Source organism: Streptomyces sp. NPDC028314 (genome assembly GCF_055565795.1).
Genome location: NZ_JBVHTP010000002.1, coordinates 131,054 through 146,304 on the forward strand (window position 1 = coordinate 131,054; position 15,251 = coordinate 146,304).

The 15,251-nt window shown below is 71.7% G+C and carries 13 protein-coding genes and 1 tRNA gene; 4 read left to right on the top strand and 10 right to left on the bottom strand.

Features of this window, described 5'->3' with window-relative positions; translation table 11 throughout:
- Positions 1-93: 93 nt before the first annotated feature.
- The 8 genes from ACZ4TG_RS04775 to ACZ4TG_RS04810 all read right to left on the bottom strand — a co-directional run bounded on the left by ACZ4TG_RS04775 (position 94) and on the right by ACZ4TG_RS04810 (position 8,467).
- On the bottom strand, positions 94-1,260 hold the full coding sequence (locus ACZ4TG_RS04775; protein ID WP_468159892.1) for a lipid-transfer protein: 1,167 nt from the start codon (positions 1,258-1,260) through the stop codon (positions 94-96).
- Positions 1,257-1,646, bottom strand: a complete 390-nt coding sequence (locus tag ACZ4TG_RS04780) for a MaoC family dehydratase (RefSeq protein ID WP_468159893.1) — start codon at positions 1,644-1,646, stop codon at positions 1,257-1,259. The genes ACZ4TG_RS04775 and ACZ4TG_RS04780 overlap by 4 nt, the downstream gene beginning before the upstream one ends.
- A complete protein-coding gene (locus ACZ4TG_RS04785) occupies positions 1,643-2,794 on the bottom strand; it encodes an acyl-CoA dehydrogenase family protein (protein WP_468159894.1) in 1,152 nt (383 codons plus the stop codon). The genes ACZ4TG_RS04780 and ACZ4TG_RS04785 overlap by 4 nt, the downstream gene beginning before the upstream one ends.
- 1 nt (position 2,795) lies before the next feature.
- Complete coding sequence (locus tag ACZ4TG_RS04790) at positions 2,796-3,872, bottom strand: OB-fold domain-containing protein (protein WP_468159895.1); 1,077 nt, start codon at positions 3,870-3,872, stop codon at positions 2,796-2,798.
- Positions 3,869-5,020, bottom strand: a complete 1,152-nt coding sequence (locus tag ACZ4TG_RS04795; RefSeq protein ID WP_468159896.1) for an acyl-CoA dehydrogenase family protein — start codon at positions 5,018-5,020, stop codon at positions 3,869-3,871. The genes ACZ4TG_RS04790 and ACZ4TG_RS04795 overlap by 4 nt, the downstream gene beginning before the upstream one ends.
- A 164-nt stretch (positions 5,021-5,184) precedes the next feature.
- On the bottom strand, positions 5,185-5,496 hold the full coding sequence (locus ACZ4TG_RS04800; RefSeq protein ID WP_468159897.1) for a hypothetical protein: 312 nt from the start codon (positions 5,494-5,496) through the stop codon (positions 5,185-5,187).
- 778 nt (positions 5,497-6,274) lie between these two features.
- Positions 6,275-6,697, bottom strand: coding sequence for a DUF6344 domain-containing protein (locus ACZ4TG_RS04805; RefSeq protein ID WP_468159898.1), 423 nt, complete (start codon positions 6,695-6,697; stop codon positions 6,275-6,277).
- A 483-nt stretch (positions 6,698-7,180) separates the two neighbouring features.
- Positions 7,181-8,467: a hypothetical protein gene (locus tag ACZ4TG_RS04810; protein WP_468159899.1), complete on the bottom strand. Its 1,287-nt coding sequence runs from the start codon at positions 8,465-8,467 to the stop codon at positions 7,181-7,183.
- 280 nt (positions 8,468-8,747) lie between these two features.
- Between ACZ4TG_RS04810 and ACZ4TG_RS04815 the strand changes: the two genes are divergently transcribed.
- Entirely contained in the window at positions 8,748-9,887 is a 1,140-nt protein-coding gene (locus ACZ4TG_RS04815) for a glycosyltransferase (protein ID WP_468159900.1), read from the top strand.
- Position 9,888: 1 nt separating this feature from the next.
- A complete protein-coding gene (locus tag ACZ4TG_RS04820) occupies positions 9,889-11,400 on the top strand; it encodes a glycosyltransferase family 39 protein (protein ID WP_468159901.1) in 1,512 nt (503 codons plus the stop codon).
- A gap of 122 nt (positions 11,401-11,522) precedes the next feature.
- Here the strand turns inward: ACZ4TG_RS04820 and ACZ4TG_RS04825 are convergent, their stop codons facing one another.
- The gene (locus ACZ4TG_RS04825; protein WP_468159902.1) at positions 11,523-11,723 is read right to left on the bottom strand and encodes an antitoxin; all 201 of its coding nucleotides are present in this window, start codon (positions 11,721-11,723) and stop codon (positions 11,523-11,525) included.
- Between the two features lie 661 nt (positions 11,724-12,384).
- Here ACZ4TG_RS04825 and ACZ4TG_RS04830 point away from each other — a divergent pair.
- Together ACZ4TG_RS04830 and ACZ4TG_RS04835 are read left to right on the top strand one after the other, a co-directional pair.
- Positions 12,385-14,628, top strand: coding sequence for a hypothetical protein (locus ACZ4TG_RS04830; protein WP_468159903.1), 2,244 nt, complete (start codon positions 12,385-12,387; stop codon positions 14,626-14,628).
- The gene (locus ACZ4TG_RS04835) at positions 14,625-15,071 is read left to right on the top strand and encodes a hypothetical protein (protein ID WP_468159904.1); all 447 of its coding nucleotides are present in this window, start codon (positions 14,625-14,627) and stop codon (positions 15,069-15,071) included. The genes ACZ4TG_RS04830 and ACZ4TG_RS04835 overlap by 4 nt, the downstream gene beginning before the upstream one ends.
- Positions 15,072-15,158: 87 nt before the next feature.
- Here the strand turns inward: ACZ4TG_RS04835 and ACZ4TG_RS04840 are convergent.
- Positions 15,159-15,246, bottom strand: a tRNA-Ser gene (locus tag ACZ4TG_RS04840).
- Positions 15,247-15,251: the final 5 nt, after the last annotated feature.

The window sequence follows — 15,251 nt, forward strand, 5'->3', positions numbered from 1 at the left end:
GCAGGTGCCGAAGCCAGGTCCATCTCAGGTTGTAGGGCCGGGCCGTGCCCCACCTCCTGAAGGTGGAGGAGGCGGGGCCGACCGGCGGGGCGCTCAGCCGTCGGAGCCCAGGATCAGACCGGACGTGGGAACGCCGGTGCCCGCGGTGACCAGAGTGTGGGCGGCGCCCCCGACCTGGTTGACGGAGGTCCCCCGGAGCTGGCGCACGGCCTCCGCGATGCCGTTCATGCCGTGCAGGTACGCCTCTCCCAGCTGCCCGCCGTGGGTGTTGAGCGGCAGCGCGTCGGCGGCCACGAAATCGGCGGCCTCCCCCTGGCCGCAGAAGCCGAACTCCTCCAGCTGCATGAGCACGAACGGGCTGAAGTGGTCGTAGAGGATGCCCACGTCGATGTCGGACGGCCGCAGCCCGCTGGTCCGCCACAGCTGGCGCGCGACCACGTCCATCTCGGGCAGCCCGGTGAGGTCGTCCCGGTAGAAGGAGGTCATGCCCTCCTGGCGGCGGCCGGCGCCCTGAGCGGCCGCGGTGATCACGGCCGGCTTCTGCCGCAGGTCCCGGGCCCGCTCGGCGGTGGTGACGACGAGCGCCTGCCCGCCGTCCGTCTCCTGGCAGCAGTCGAGCAGGCGCAGCGGCTCGACGATCCAGCGGGAGGCGGCGTGGTCGGCCAGGGTGATGGGCTTCCCGTGGAAGTACGCGGCGGGGTTGTTGGCGGCGTGCCGCCTGCCGGTGACCGCGACGTGGCCGAAGGCGTCCGGGGTGAGGTTGTGGGCGTACAGGTAGCGCTGGGCGGTCATGGCCACCCAGGAGGCCGGGGTGAGCAGCCCCCAGGGCAGCGACCAGCCCAGCGCCGCGCCTTCCGCCGAGGGCTCCCGCTGCTGCACCCCGGACCCGAAGCGGCGGCCGGAGCGCTCGTTGAAGGCGCGGTAGCAGACCACCACCTCGGCGACCCCGGTGGCGACGGCGAGGGCCGCCTGCTGGACGGTGGCGCAGGCCGCGCCGCCGCCGTAGTGGATGCGGGAGAAGAAGGAGAGCTCCCCGATGCCGGCGGCCTGGGCGACGGTGATCTCGGGGCTGGTGTCCATGGTGAAGGTGACCATGCCGTCCACGTCGGCGGGGGTGAGCCCGGCGTCGTCGAGGGCGGCGTGCACGGCTTCGACGGCCAGCTTGAGCTCGCTGCGGCCGGAGTCCTTGGAGAACTCGGTCGCGCCGATGCCGGCGATGGCGGCGCGTCCGCCGAGCTCGTCGCGGGTACGGGCGCTCATGCCGCGGCCCCCAGGGTGACGGTGACGGTGCCCGTGACGTGGTGGCCGATGCCGTTGGCGCCGACGACGCGGATCTCGGCGGTATCGCCGTCGCGGGCGGTGACGGTGCCCGTGAGGGTCATGGTGTCGCCGGGGTGGTTCGGGGCGCCGAGGCGGATGGCCACCTTGCGCAGCACGGCGGAGGGCCCGAGGTGGTCGGTGATGTACCGGCCGACCAGACCGTTGGTGGTCAGGATGTTCATGAAGATGTCCGGGGAGCCCTTCTCGCGGGCGAGCGAGGCGTCGTGGTGCACGTCCTGGTAGTCGCGGGAGGCGATCGCGCCCGCGACGATCAGGGTGCGGGTGACCGGGATCTCCAGCGGCGGCAGTCGGTCGCCGACGTTCATACGGGCTCCCCCTCGGGTGTCACGGTGTCGTCGGCGGGCGGTATCGCGGGCCGGGTGGCGGGCGGTATCGCGGGTGGTGGGGGCTGTGGGGCTGGTAGGTCCTGCGGAGCCTGTGGGCCCTGAGGGGCCGCCGATATGAGTGCGCCCAGCTCGGCCAGCAGCTCGCTGCCGCAGCCCAGGTACGCGTCCAGCTGCCGCCCCCACAGGAAGTGCCGGTGGACGGGGTGGTCCAGGTCGGCGCCCATGCCGCCGTGCAGGTGCTGGCCCGCGTGCACGACCCGCTTGCCCGCCTCCGAGGCCCACCAGGCCGCCGTCAGCGCGTGCTCGTGGGCGGGGAGCCCCGCGTCGATGCGCCAGGCCGCCTCGTACGTGGTGACCCGGATCGCCTCGGTGTCCATGTGGGCGTCGGCGGCGCGCAGCATGACCCCCTGGTTGGTGGAGAGCGGCCGCCCGAACTGCTCGCGGGTGGAGGTGTACTCCACGGCGCGGGCCAGCGAGCCCGCGCAGACGCCCGCCTGGAGGCCGGCGAAGGCGGTGCGGGCGGCCGCCAGCACCTCCTCGTATGCCTCCGGTCCGCCGAGCCGCTCGGCCTCGGCCCCCGCCAGGGTCAGCGCGCCCGCCGACCAGGGCGCGGTCGTCTCCACCGCCGAGGTGCTCGCCCCGGGCGCGTCCGTCCGTACGAGCCACAGGGCCCGGTCCGCGTCCGGCACCAGGACGTGCGTGGCATCGCGCAGCCAGGGCACGACAGCGGCGGTTCCGGTGAGCCGGCCGTCGGGTGTGGCGGTGATCCGGCCGCGTGCCGGGAAGGCCCCGGTGGCGACCGCCTCGCCGGTGCCCAGGGCGGACAGCAGGCGGGAGCGCTGCTCGGGGCTGCCGTGGCGGGCGACGGGGAGGACGCCGTAGGCGCAGGTGGCGGCGTAGGGGACCTGCGCGGTGGTGCGGCCCTGTTCCTCCAGCAGGAGCACCAGGCCGAGCAGGCCGGTCTCCTCGACGGCGGCGATCAGTCCGGATGCGGTGAGGGCCTTCCACAACTCGGCGTCGCTGCCGGCGCCCGCGGCGGCGAGGCGTTCGTGGGTGGCGAGGTCGCGGAAGATCCGTGCGGCGAGTCCGGCCGCGGCGGCCTGCTCCTCGGTGGGGTGGAAGTCCATGTCAGCCGGCCTCCCCTCGGAAGACGGGGAGTTCGAGCGTGTCGTCGACCCGCAGGAACTCCAGCTGGACGGGCAGGCCGATGCGGACCTTGTCGTACGGGACGCCGGTGATGTTGCTGATGATCCGGACGCCCTCGGCGAGCTCGACGAGGGCGACCGCGTACGGGGGGTCGAAGGCCGGGAAGGGCGGATGGTGCATGACGACGTACGAGAAGACCGTGCCCGCCCCGCTCGCCTCGACGGTGTCCCAGTCGGGGGAGGCGCAGGCGCTGCAGCCGGGGAGCCAGGGGAAGCGGAGGGTGGAGCAGGCCGTGCAGCGCTGGATCAGCAGCCTGTGGTCCCGGACCCCGTCCCAGAAGCCCTGGTTATCACGGTTGATCACGGGTCGGGGGCGCTGGGGCCGGACGGTCGGGGGTGCTGCCTCGGCCGGCTCGGGCCGCCGCTTCGGGGCGGGGGCGTACTTGAGGATCCGGAAGCGGTGCGTCCCGGCGAGTTCGCCGTTGGCCCGGACGTCCATGCGGGTGGTCACGAAGTGCCCGGTGCCGAGTTTCGTCGTCTTGGCCGGCGACACCGACTCGATGACGGCGTCGAACGTGATGTCGTCGCCGGGGCGCAGCGGGCGGAGGTACTCCTGCTCGCAGTCGGTGGCGACCACGGAGGTGCAGCCCGCGCCGTCGAGGAGCGCGAGGAGTTCGTCGTAGGCGGAGGAGCGGCCGGTGTGGCCGGAGAGCCCGCCCATCGTCCAGGCCTGGAGCATGGTGGGCGGGGCGATCGCGTCCGGACCGGTGTAGACGGGGTTGGTGTCGCCCATCGCCTCGCACCAGTGGCGGATCATCGGCTGGTTGACCGCGTCCTTGGCCCGGCCCGCGGTGGCGGCGGGCCGGCCCTCGAAGGACTCCAGCAGCGTGTGGAACCTGGCTGCCGCTGCCGCTGCTTCTGTCGCTGTCGCTGCCTCTGCCGCTGCCTCTGCCGCTGCCTCTGTCGCTGTCGCTGCCTCTGTCGCTGTCGCTGCCTCTCCGGCTGCGGCTGCGGCTTTGGCTCCGGCTTTGGCTCCGGCTCCGGCTCCGTCGGCGGTCATCGCTTCCTTCCCTTCATGCCGAGCCGCATCATGGCGACGATCTCCCGCTGCACCTCGCTGACCCCGCCCCCGAAGGTGTTGATCTGGGCGGCCCGGTTCATCCGCTCCAGTTCGCCGCCCGCGAAGGCCGAAGGCCCCCGTACCAGGGCCTCCTCGCCCACCACCTCCTGGCACATCCGGTACACCTCGACGGTGGACTCCGTGCCGAGGAACTTCACGCCGCTCGCGTCGCCGGGAGCCAGGCCGCCGCTGCCCACGTCCTGGACGAGGCGCCAGTTCAGGAGGCGTACGGCGGCCAGCCGGGCGTGCGCCTCGGCGAGCCGGGCCTGCACCCAGGGGCGGTCGGCCGGGCGCTCGCCGGTGGCCGGGTCGGCGGTGCGGGCGTGGTCGAGGGCCCGCGCGTAGAAGTCCTCCGCCTGCATGCCGATGGCGGCGAGGGCCACGCGTTCGTGGTTGAGCTGGTTGGTGATCAGGCCCCAGCCGCCGTGCTCGGGGCCGACCAGGTTCGTGGCCGGCACCCGGATCGAGTCGTAGTACGTGGCGGTGGTGGTGAGGCCGCCGACGGTCTCGATCGGGGTCCAGGCGAACCCGGGGGCGTCGGTGGGGACCAGGATGATCGAGATGCCCTTGTGCTTGGGGGCCTCGGGATCGGTGCGGCAGGCGAGCCAGATCCAGTCGGAGTTCTGGGCGTTGGAGGTGAAGATCTTCTGTCCGTCCACCACCCAGTCGCCGCCGTCCCGCAGGGCGCGGGTGCGCAGCGAGGCGAGGTCGGTGCCGGCCTCGGGCTCCGAGTAGCCGATGGCGAAGACGAGCTCCCCCTTGAGGATCCGGGGCAGGAAGTAGTCCTTCTGCTCCTGGGTCCCGTACTTCATCAGGGTCGGGCCGACGGTGTTGAGGGTGACCATGGAGACGGGGGCGCCGGCCCGGTAGGCCTCGTCGAAGAACACGAACTGCTCGTCGGATCCCCTGCCCTGGCCCCCGTACTCGACGGGCCAGCCGAGGCCGAGCAGACCGTCGGCGCCGATGCGGCGCAGCAGTGCGCGCTGGGCGGCCGGGTCCTCGGGGACTCCGTCCGGCAGCAGGTTCTGGAAGTAGTCCCGCAGTTCGGCGCGGAGCCGCAACTGGCCTTCGGTCGGGGCGAGGTGCACGGCGCAGGCCTCCCGGCATCACATCAACGAGGGAACCTGACTGTCCGTCAGATTCGGTGTGGATGTCAAGGTCGGGAAACGCCCGAGGGCGCCTGCGCTACCGGACCCCAGCCGGTCCGGTCGCACAGGCGCCCTCAACAGTCAGCGCGGCTGCGGAGCCGCATCTACCGCCAGGGGAAGAAGTTCACCGCCACGTTCGCGTTGTGCTGCTCGATCGCGGTGAAGGCCGAGCCGTTGACCTGCGCGGTGTTGTTCTGGTTGGACGCGCCGGAGCCGGTGGCCACCTGCTGCGAAGTGGAGGAGTTGCCGAGGTTGTTGCCGCCCACACCGCTGCCGATGATGCTGGCGACGCTCGCATTCGATCCGTCGTTCGCGAAGGAGCCGTTGTCGGCCGAGGCCACTCCACCGAACAAGGCGACGGCGAGGGGGAGCGCGGCGACGGCGACGATGACGCGGGCGGTACGGATGCTTGCCATGTCTGAATCCTCCAGAAAACCGAAGTGGGCTTCATGCCCGGGCAGTTGGCCGACTGACCCGGTCGTTCCGTGCGGTGACGACGTCGCGAGACCAGAGTTGCCCACCGAATCCCCGGCGAACCACCCCGGACGCCCCGATTCCCCCGCAAGCATGAGCAACATCGGATAAACCTCATTCGCGCCCTCAGCGGCCCAGGTCAGCGCCTCGCGGGCTGCTGAAACCCCTGCCGCGGCGGTGGAGAATCGTTCCGCCAAACCTCCACCCCCTGGACATGCCAAAAAGGGCCGCGCCGTCCGGGAACCCCGCCGTCTCCCGGGCCTGCGGCCCTGCGCCACCCTTGCAACGCCAAGCTTTGCGCCCCCTGCACGCCCCCGGCGCCCGCCGGGGTGACCCACCCGTGCCCCGGGCAGGGGCACGTCACGGCGCGATCCTCGGTCGGGTAGCGACCGGGCTCCAGCGCCTGGGTTCTGGGGTGCTGTGCTTCTGAGTTTCTGAGTTTCTGAGTTTCTGTGGATCTGTGGATCTGTGGATCTGCGTCTTGGGGTCCTGCGTTCTGCGGTCCTGCGCTCTGCGGTCCTGCGCTCTACGTCTGCGGTCCTGCCTGCCTGACCGCCTGACTTGCGACTTCAGTCCTGCGTACTGCTAACTGCGTCCTACGGGCTGTTCCACTGCGGCCTTGCGGTGCTCCTGCCGTGGCGGTCCGTCTGCCGGGCGAGGTTTCGTACGTCCGGTCCTGCTTCTGCTCCGTACCGCTCCGCGCTACGGCCTCTACGCGAACTACGCAGCGAGCGCCAGTTCGCGCGGGGCGGCTCCGGCCTGGGCCACAGGGGTGACGGCGGAGGCGGAGGTGGCGGAGGTGGCGACGATTCCAGCGGTTCCGGCGGTTCCAGCGGTTCCGGCGGTTCCGGTGGCGAGGGCGGTGGTCGAGCGGCGGACGGACGGGGTCTTGCCGTGGGCCTCGGCCCGGATCCGCTGCTTGATGGTGGGCGGGAGCGAACCGCCCCGCATCATCGCCCGCCAGGTCCGCCGGGCCGTCACCACCGGCCGGCGCACGGCGGTGGCCTCGGGGGCCGCCGGGGCGGAGGCGGCGGCAGCGGCGGCCGGGGCCGCCTTCGCGCCGAGGCCGAGGGAGGCGAGAAGTGCCACGAGTGCGGCGAGGACGGCGGTCCAGATCGACGTGACGCTGATGCGGTGTGCCATGACGGGGTGCCTCGTTTCGCGATGTTCCGACGGGCGGATCTGAATACATTCGTCATGATGTGCGCGCAACCGGAGCGCCTCCGTCACGCGCGCCGATCTTCCGACAAACACCACCCGAAGGGCCTAAAACGCCCCTGCGGGCCCTGCGGAGCCCCCTCGCGGCCCTCCGGGGGCCGCACTCGCCGCGGTCGCCCGCGCCGCCGCCCTGGACACCCTCCGGGCCCACCGGACCTACGTCCAGGGCGGCTCCATCGTCAACGCGGCGGGCAAGCGCGTGACCACCCTGGACGGAGACGCCGCCTACTGCGCCTCCCCAGCCTCGGCGATCGCCCTCAAGGGCGACTGACCGCCGGCCCGGCCGGCTGAGCCTGCCGCGCCGGGCCTGCCGCGCCGGGCCGGGCCGAAAGAGGAAGGGGCGCCCCTGATGAGGGGCGCCCCTTCTTCGTGCTGTTCCGCTGCTAGGCGGTCACGATCCTGACGGGATCAGGAGCGCTTCAGGCCCGGCGGCATGCCGCGGTTGAGGTTGCCGCTGGCCTGCAGGTCACCCTTGAACTTCTTCGACCGGAGCACCACCGGTGTCGGTGTCGGCTGCTGGAGCCAGCCTTCGTCCCAGACGAAGTTCGTGCCGTTGACGTCGCCGTGCGTCTGCCACACGGTGCCGGTCACCGTCACGACCTTGATGTACGCGTTCGCGCCCTGGGCCTCGATCGCGACGCCGCAGACACCGGCCGGGTAGTTCGGGTTCGCGTCGTCCGTACCCACTGCGGTGGGGTTGGTCAGGTCCTGCCAGACGATCGTGCCGCCCAGCGAGGGCGCCCGTCCGGCGAACGTCTTCCCGCCGGTGAGCACCGCCTGGAAGTCTTCGGTGCCCGAGGGGGCGAACGAGTCGATGTCGGAGCACGGCCCGGTCGGGCCGGTGGCACCCGTGGCACCCGTTGCGCCGGTGGCACCGGTCGCGCCCGTGGCGCCGGTCTCACCCGTCGCGCCGGTCGTACCGGTGGCTCCCGTCTCGCCCGTGGCGCCGGTCGCACCAGTGGCACCGGTCGCACCGGTCGCACCGGTCGCACCCGTAGCTCCGTCCGCGCCGGTCTCACCGGTGGCTCCGGTCGCTCCGGTGGCACCCGTCGCACCCGTGGGCCCGGTGGGGCCCGTCTCGCCGGTGGCACCCGTGGCTCCGGTGGCGCCCGCGGCGCCGGTCTCACCCGTGGCACCGGTGGTGCCCGTCGCGCCGGTGTCACCCGTGGCGCCCGCAGGGCCGGTCTCACCCGTGGCTCCCGTCGAGCCCGTCGCGCCGGTGTCACCCGTCGCACCGGTGTCACCCGTCGCGCCCGCGGCACCGGTGTCGCCCGTGGGTCCGGTCGGGCCCGTGGGTCCGGTGGGCCCGGTCGGCCCGGTGGGGCCCTCCTTGCACCGGTCGGGCGGGTTCGCCATGACCGCGCCCTCGGGCTGGTACTGCTCACCGTCCATGAACTGGCTCTGCGGGTCCCCCGCGACGCCCGGCGGCGGGCCTTCCTCCGCCCACGGAGGCGGACCGTCCTCCTCCCACGGCGGCGGGCCGTCCTCCCCTTGCGGGGGCCTGCAGTCGTCCCCGCCCATGGGGCTTGCCAGGGCGACGTCGGCGGTCGTCGTGACACGCGGCGCCATGGCAACCGCGGGGCTCACCAATCCCGTGAACACGAGGGCGAGCGACGCGATGGCGCTCCCCCTCAGCCAGGTGTTGCGTCTGGGAAGTGGGCCGAGGGAGGACCGGGTCCTGTGCTCAGGACTCATTCATTTGCTCCTTGTCGAACAGGATCAAGCGATGTTCCGGAAGCAAGCGGGAGCTTGCCTTGGCGTCATCGGATCAAAAAACGACAGGCTTGAGCGTTTTGCCTCCCTATTAACGGATTGGTCTACAACACCTCCCCTAACGGACGCGTACGCGCGCGCGAACGGGGGCCGGGGTCGGCGTGCCGTTCCAAGGCCCCCGGAGCCCGTGCTTAGGGTCGCGACGTCCTCGCCGCCGACCGATCCCGGCGCCGCGGTCCGACCCCCACGGAATGGTGATGCCGTGAAGCCGTCCATCTGCCTCTGCATGATCGTCAAGAACGAATCCAAGGTCATCGGGCGATGTCTCGCCTCCGTCCGCGACCTGATCGACACCTGGGTCATCTCCGACACCGGCTCGACGGACGGAACCCAGGACCTCATCCGTACGTCACTCAAGGGCATCCCGGGCGAGCTCCACGAGGAGCCCTGGGTCAACTTCGGCCACAACCGGAGCCTGAACATCGCCCACGCGCGCGGGAAGGCGGACTTCCTGCTCCTCCTCGACGCCGACCTGGTGATCCGGCGGGAGGGCCCACTGCCCCGGCTGACCTCCGACTCGTACATGCTCCGCCACGAGGGCCAGACGGAGTACCGCATCAAGCGCCTGGTCCGGGGCAGCCTCCCCTGGCGCTACGAGGGCGTCACCCACGAGTACCTGACCGCCGACCAGGACCACGCCCAGGAGAACCTGGACGCGCTCGTCATCGAGGACTACGCCGACGGGGGCTCCCGGCACGACAAGTTCGAACGCGACGCACGCCTGCTCAGCGCCGAGATGAAGCGCGACCCCGCCAACACGCGCACCGTCTTCTACCTGGCCCAGACCATGCGCGACATGGGCCGCAAGGACGAGGCGATCGCCCTGTACGAGCGGCGTGCGCAGATGGGCGGCTGGGTCGAGGAGGTGTACGTCGCGCTGCTGCAGTCCGGGATCCTCCAGGCCGAATCCGGCAACTGGCCGGGCGCCATGGACACCCTCTCGCGCGCCTGGGATTCGCGCCCGCAGCGGCTCGAAGCCTGCTACGAACTGGTGGCCCGCCTGCGCACCATGGGCCGCTACCACTCGGCGCACGCGGTGGTCCGCGCCGTGCTCGACCAGCAGAAACCGGACGACCTGCTGTTCACCCAGCCCTGGGTGTACCGCTGGGGGCTGCTGTTCGAGTTCTCGATCACGGCGTACTGGGTCGGCGACTACACCGCCTCGCTCGAAGCCTGTGACCGGCTCCTCGCGCTGCCCGACCTGCCCGAGACGTACCGCAAGCAGACCACCGCCAACCGCGACTACGCGCTCCGGCAGCTCGCCTCCATTCCCGAACCGGCCCACGGGGCCCAGCCGGCCGAGCCACTCCCGGCCGGACGCCCGGCGCGAGGTCAGGGCTGACATGGCGCTGCTCTCCCCCTCCTCCACCCAGGACAGGGCGCGGGCCGCCGAGGACCTCGGCGGCCACGCGACGCCGCGGACCGGCGGGCCGCCGCGCGGCGTCTGGCTGTGGCCGACGCTCGCCACCTTCGCGGTGACCGTGTACGAGATCGGCCGCCCCCAGCTGTGGGAAGACGAGCTGAACAGCTGGGACATCGCCGCCCGCGGCACCGGCGAGCTGCTGGCCACCGTGCAGCGGGTGGACGCGGTGCTCGGCACGTACTACCTGATCCTGCACGGGTGGATGGCCGTCTTCGGGCAGTCGGCCGCGGCCCTGCGCATGCCGTCGGCCTTGGCGATGGCCGGCACCGCCGCCTGTGTGGCCCTGATCGGGCTGCGGTTGTTCGGCCGTCGCGCGGGCCTGGCCGCGGGCCTGCTGTTCGCCGTCGTGCCGGCGGTCGCCCGGTACGCCCACGAGGCCCGCCCCTACGCGCTGGTGGTCCTGGCCGTGGCCCTCGCGACCCTGCTGCTGCTCCGGGCCCTGGACCGGCCCGGGAGCTGGTGGCGCTGGGCGGGGTACGCGCTGTGCGTGCTCGCCGTCGGGCTGCTCCACCTGCTGGCGCTGACCGCACTGGCCGGGCACCTGGTCCCGGTGGCCCTGCGGGCCCGGACCGAGCGCCGGGCCGCCTGGCACTTCGGCCTCGCCGCCCTCGCCGGGGTGGCCGCCGTGGCCCCCGTCGTCCTGCTGGGCAGGGAGCAGGCGGCCCGGCAGATCTCCTGGGTCCCCAAGCCGGACGTGTCCAGCCTGCTCACCCTGTGGCCGCAGCTGTACGCGTCCAGCCTGGTGGCCGGGGCGGTCACGGTGCTGGCGGTGGTGGCGTGGGGTGAGCGCCGCGGTGCCGTTATGTCCGCCGCGGCGCTGGCCGTCCTGCCGCCCTTGGCGCTCTGGACCGTCTCGCACGGCGAGGTCTCGTACTTCTACTACCGCTACCTGCTCTTCACCCTGCCGGCCTGGGTGGTGCTGGCCGGGGCCGGTCTCGCCCGCGCGCGGTCCCGGGCGGTCGTGGCGGGGGTGCTGGTGGTGCTCGCCCTGCTGACGCTGCCCGAACAGCAGGCCCTGCGGAAGCCGTTCGGGCACTTCTGGCAGGGCATCGACTACGAGGGCGCCGCGCGGACCATCGAGAAGTACCACCGGCCCGGGGACGCGGTGGCCTACGACCGGGGGAACGACTACTGGCGCATGCTCGACGTGGGCGTCCGATTCTACCTCCCGCGCGAACTGCGGCCGCGCGACGTGTTCCTGGCCCGGTCGGCTGCCGACCGCCACGACCTCTGGTCCGCGGAATGCCCCCGCCCGGCGGCATGCGTGAAGAACGAGCGGCGCATCTGGCTCGTGGTCGCGGGCAACGAACCCGATCCCCTGACGGCCCTTCCCGACCCACAGGCCAAAGCCCTGCGCGCGCACTACACGGCGACCGGAACCGAGCGCCTGTCCGGCGTCACGGTGGCACTCCTGGTCCGCACCCCCCACTGACGGGTCGGGCGAACGAAGAGGGCGGGCACCCGGTCCGGGTGCCCGCCCTCCGTCTCGCTCACGTCAGATTGTCCGCGCACGGGGCGGCCATCCAGCGCCGGAGGGCCATGGGGGCCCCGCGGTCACACCTGGGGCGGAGGCGGGGTTTCCTTCCCCTGCTCGGACCGCAACTGCTCCTTGAGCTTCTCCTGGCCCATGTCGACCTGGCTGCTGTACTTGCCCTGGGTCTTGCCGTCGACGAAGTCACCCGCCTTGTCGATGCCCTGCCCGGCCTGGTCCTCGTGGCCCTTCAGCATCTTCTTGAGCTTGTCCATCACAGACATCGCGGCTCCTTCCGCTGGTTCCCGTCCCCCTCCAGGATCGCGGCGGTCCACAGAGCCTGCATCTTCTGCACCACGCGGCCCACATGCAGAAGGGGCGCCCCGGAACCGGGACACCCCTTCTGATCAGCGCGTTCGCCGACCTGCGAAGGAGGCCGACGGATGCGCTCCCGGGGCCGCCGCAGCCCGGACGGGACCTGCGATCCGCACGGAGCGGAACACCGGGCTCGTCGGCCTCGCCACAGCGCGTCGGAACCCGAGCGGGGACGAGCGGGCCCCCTTCCCTCATGGCCCGTACCGCCCCGCAGGAGGGGCCATCGCGGCGATAACTCGCCGATGCCGATTGGCATTTGACGGACCGTCGTTCAGTCGTATGCTTTTGCCGGCTGCTCAGCATGAGCGAGTCGTGACTGCCCCCGCCCTCCGGGCGGTTCCGCCATCAGGCGGTGATCGGACACAGCGAGCCTTACCGGCCGTCCCCTGTGCTCTGCTCAGTGCAGCTGCGTCCTTGTGACTGCGCGACCGGGTCGGTCTTCCCGCCACCGCGCGGGCGGCAGGCGCTGTCGTGGGACCTCCATCCCGAGCGGCGGCCCCACTGGGGTCCGTTGTGGATGATCTACGTCTCGGCACGTCCGGGGCGCCCCTTCGACAGGAGCACTCGCCTGTGTCCATCCCGCCCACTTTTCTGGCGCCCGGTACTCACGACGATGAGGACACGATCTTCGGCCTCGGCGACAAGCTGACGGACGAGCGGGGCGCCGAGCTGGCCGCCGGCCTTACGGAGATGCAGCCGGTGCCGAGCTTCTCCGAGCTGAAAGGCCTCGCGGGCGAAGCTACGGCTCACCCTTCGGTGTCACTCGACCAGGATGCGCTGACCGCCCTCATGGCCGGCATCACGCACCCCAACGAAGTCCTCGACCAGCTCGCACACCCCGACGTGATCGCCGAGCAGCTCCGCAACGGGCGTGGCGGGCGCCGCAGGAACAGCAACGTGGCGGCCCCCACGGTTTCCCCGGTCGGCCGACTGCAGCGGCTGGATACCGACACGTGCTACGCGACGGCCGTCCGCAGCCCGCTGCACCAGCTGCCCGGCCTGACGGTCTTGGTGGTCAATCCGCGATTCCTGGCCAAGCTCCAGCACACCTTCACCAAGGGGAAGATCACCGACCCGGCTCTGGACGGCTCCACAGCCGCCCTGCTGGAGGTCCGCCTGCCGACGCCCGACGACCTACGCCGCATGATCGTCGACACCGTGGAGCACCACCTGCTGGACTACGACTGGTCCGACTCCATTGCCCGGACCGGCGTTCAGGAGCCGCTGGTCGCGATGACCATGCGGGTGCACTACGCCGACGGCCACTCGGAAACGATCGTGGTGGTCATCGACGGCCAGTCCCGGCTGGTCTCGGCCTGGCGGAACCTCCTGGGGCTCAAGCCCGGCGCGAAGATCGAGAAGGGCAAGGTCCGCGAGACGGCGGAGCGCATCGTCGGCCAGATGTTCGCGCACGATGCGGTGGCACAGTCCCGCAAGGCCGTCAACGGTGCTCTGCAGACCGTTGCCGACCACGGCTGGTCCGGGCGCGAGATCCGGTCCCTGCACTCCCACCTCGCGCCCGTGAATCTCGTGGTCGGCACGTTCACCCGCTCCGGTCGGACGTGCGATACGACCCAGTGGTTCACCGAGTTCCTCACCCAGATCCACCTGCGGACCCGAGCCTGGGGAGGAGGCAGCGACCAGGAGAAGGCCGTCGCCGACGCCCTTGCCGCTGCCGCCCGTGCTGGAAAGATCACAGAGGAAGAGGCCGCTGCGCTGTCCGGCCGTCGGTACGGCGAGGACTTCACTCGCGCCACTCGTCTCCCCTTCCACCCGGCCTTTGCCCGTGCCGCCCTCATCGAGGCGGTCCTCTCGGCCCAGGCAGGACCGGTCATCCGCACTGCGATTGCCGATGACCTCTCCCTCGATCCCCAGGACGAGTCCAAGTTCCGGCGGCAGCTCCTGGAGATCGTGTCGATCTTCGCCACCCGCTTCCTCCGCTCGGAAGAGAAGCGCAGCTTCCCTTCCGTGGTGCACGCCTGGACCGACGGTGGCGCGATCACCAATGAGATGTGGAGCCGTGTCGCCACAGGGGAGGATGCGGTCGCCTTGACCCGTCTGGCTCCTGCCGATATCAACCTGCCTTCTCAGCAGGCAGCCGCGACCGCTGTCCAGACGCTGCGCGAGCGTGCCGAGGAGGACGGATCCGCCCGGTCCGAACTCGCACTGCTGGGCGGCGATGCGCTGATCGTGGCCGAGGTGCTGACCCGGGACCGCGGCTCCAAGGAGGACCTGCGCTCGGACACCCCCCGGGAGCGGTACACCCCGTTCCGCGGCAAGCCGCACACCATCGTCGCCGGCCTCACCGCCACCGAGGCCGGTCGGCTGAAGCTCGGCCTGGCCCTCGCCGACTGGGTCGAGCGGGTCCCGGGCACCCCCGAGGACTTCTCCCGCAGCTTCACGGTGCCGAAGATCGCCATGGACGCCGACGGCAACCCACAGGTCGTCACGTCCTACGGCCTGCCCGAACGCGCCCTTGAGTGGGATGTGTTCGAAACGGCACGCGCCGGTCTGTCCAGCCGTCGCCGTAACGAGATCGAGGCCCGGCGCGCTGCCGCACGCACCGTGGACAAGCCCGTGAACGGCAACACGGTCCCGACACTCATGCTGCTCCAGACCAGGATCAACAGCGTGTCCCAGACCCTGGCAGGAATCCTCGGAAGCGACTCCCCGCCCCGCTTCGAAACCGAGGCAGAGCGGGAGGCCCTGCAGCAGATGCTGTTCAAGCTGGGCGCCGACGTGCAGAAGATCCCCTTCGCACCGCCGCTCGTGCCCGACAACGTGTACGAGTACCCGCACGAGGACGGCCTGTGAGTACCGGCTGGACGCTCGGCGTGGGCCTGGCCGGCCGGATAGCTCCCGTCCCCGGCCCGCGCCTGGCCGTGGCTGCCGGCGATCTCGTGCGCTGCGTGTACCCGCTGCGTGATCGCGATGGCTGCTGGACGGTCGAGGCGCTCCCTCTGTGGCCCTCGGCCATCTACGTCGCGCTGGACCACGCCCGTCACTGCCTGTACACCGGCGTCGTGCAACGCGGCACTGCACAACGGCCGGAGGCGAGGGCCGTGCGGGACCGTACGAATGAGCACTACCGCGACAACCAGCCGGCCGAGGCCCGCGCCACCTGGTCGGCCCTGTGGGTGATCCCGCTGCATCACGGAGTCCCGCGGGAGGACCTCGAGAAGTGGGAAACCACCGTGCGCTGGGCAACGGCGTCCCCGCAAACCCGAAAGAGCCGGCTGCTCCACCCCGCCCCGTAGTGGGTACGCCGCAGTGAGACGGTTCGCACGCAGGAGGGGTGCTCCCGGACCCGGGAGCACCCCTCTGAGCTGGGCCTCAGCCCTGCATGGCGGTGGGTGTGGGATTTGAACCCACGGTGACTCGCGCCACGACGGTTTTCAAGACCGTTCCCTTAGGCCGCTCGGGCAACCCACCTGGCC

Bases quoted from the DNA above. Each gene is read 5' to 3' on its own strand.
- ACZ4TG_RS04775 (WP_468159892.1), bottom strand. From the start codon at position 1,260: ATGAGCGCCCGTACCCGCGACGAGCTCGGCGGACGCGCCGCCATCGCC.
- ACZ4TG_RS04780 (WP_468159893.1), bottom strand. From the start codon at position 1,646: ATGAACGTCGGCGACCGACTGCCGCCGCTGGAGATCCCGGTCACCCGC.
- ACZ4TG_RS04785 (WP_468159894.1), bottom strand. From the start codon at position 2,794: ATGGACTTCCACCCCACCGAGGAGCAGGCCGCCGCGGCCGGACTCGCC.
- ACZ4TG_RS04790 (WP_468159895.1), bottom strand. From the start codon at position 3,872: ATGACCGCCGACGGAGCCGGAGCCGGAGCCAAAGCCGGAGCCAAAGCC.
- ACZ4TG_RS04800 (WP_468159897.1), bottom strand. From the start codon at position 5,496: ATGGCAAGCATCCGTACCGCCCGCGTCATCGTCGCCGTCGCCGCGCTC.
- ACZ4TG_RS04805 (WP_468159898.1), bottom strand. From the start codon at position 6,697: ATGGCACACCGCATCAGCGTCACGTCGATCTGGACCGCCGTCCTCGCC.
- ACZ4TG_RS04810 (WP_468159899.1), bottom strand. From the start codon at position 8,467: ATGAGTCCTGAGCACAGGACCCGGTCCTCCCTCGGCCCACTTCCCAGA.
- ACZ4TG_RS04820 (WP_468159901.1), top strand. From the start codon at position 9,889: ATGGCGCTGCTCTCCCCCTCCTCCACCCAGGACAGGGCGCGGGCCGCC.
- ACZ4TG_RS04825 (WP_468159902.1), bottom strand. From the start codon at position 11,723: ATGTCTGTGATGGACAAGCTCAAGAAGATGCTGAAGGGCCACGAGGAC.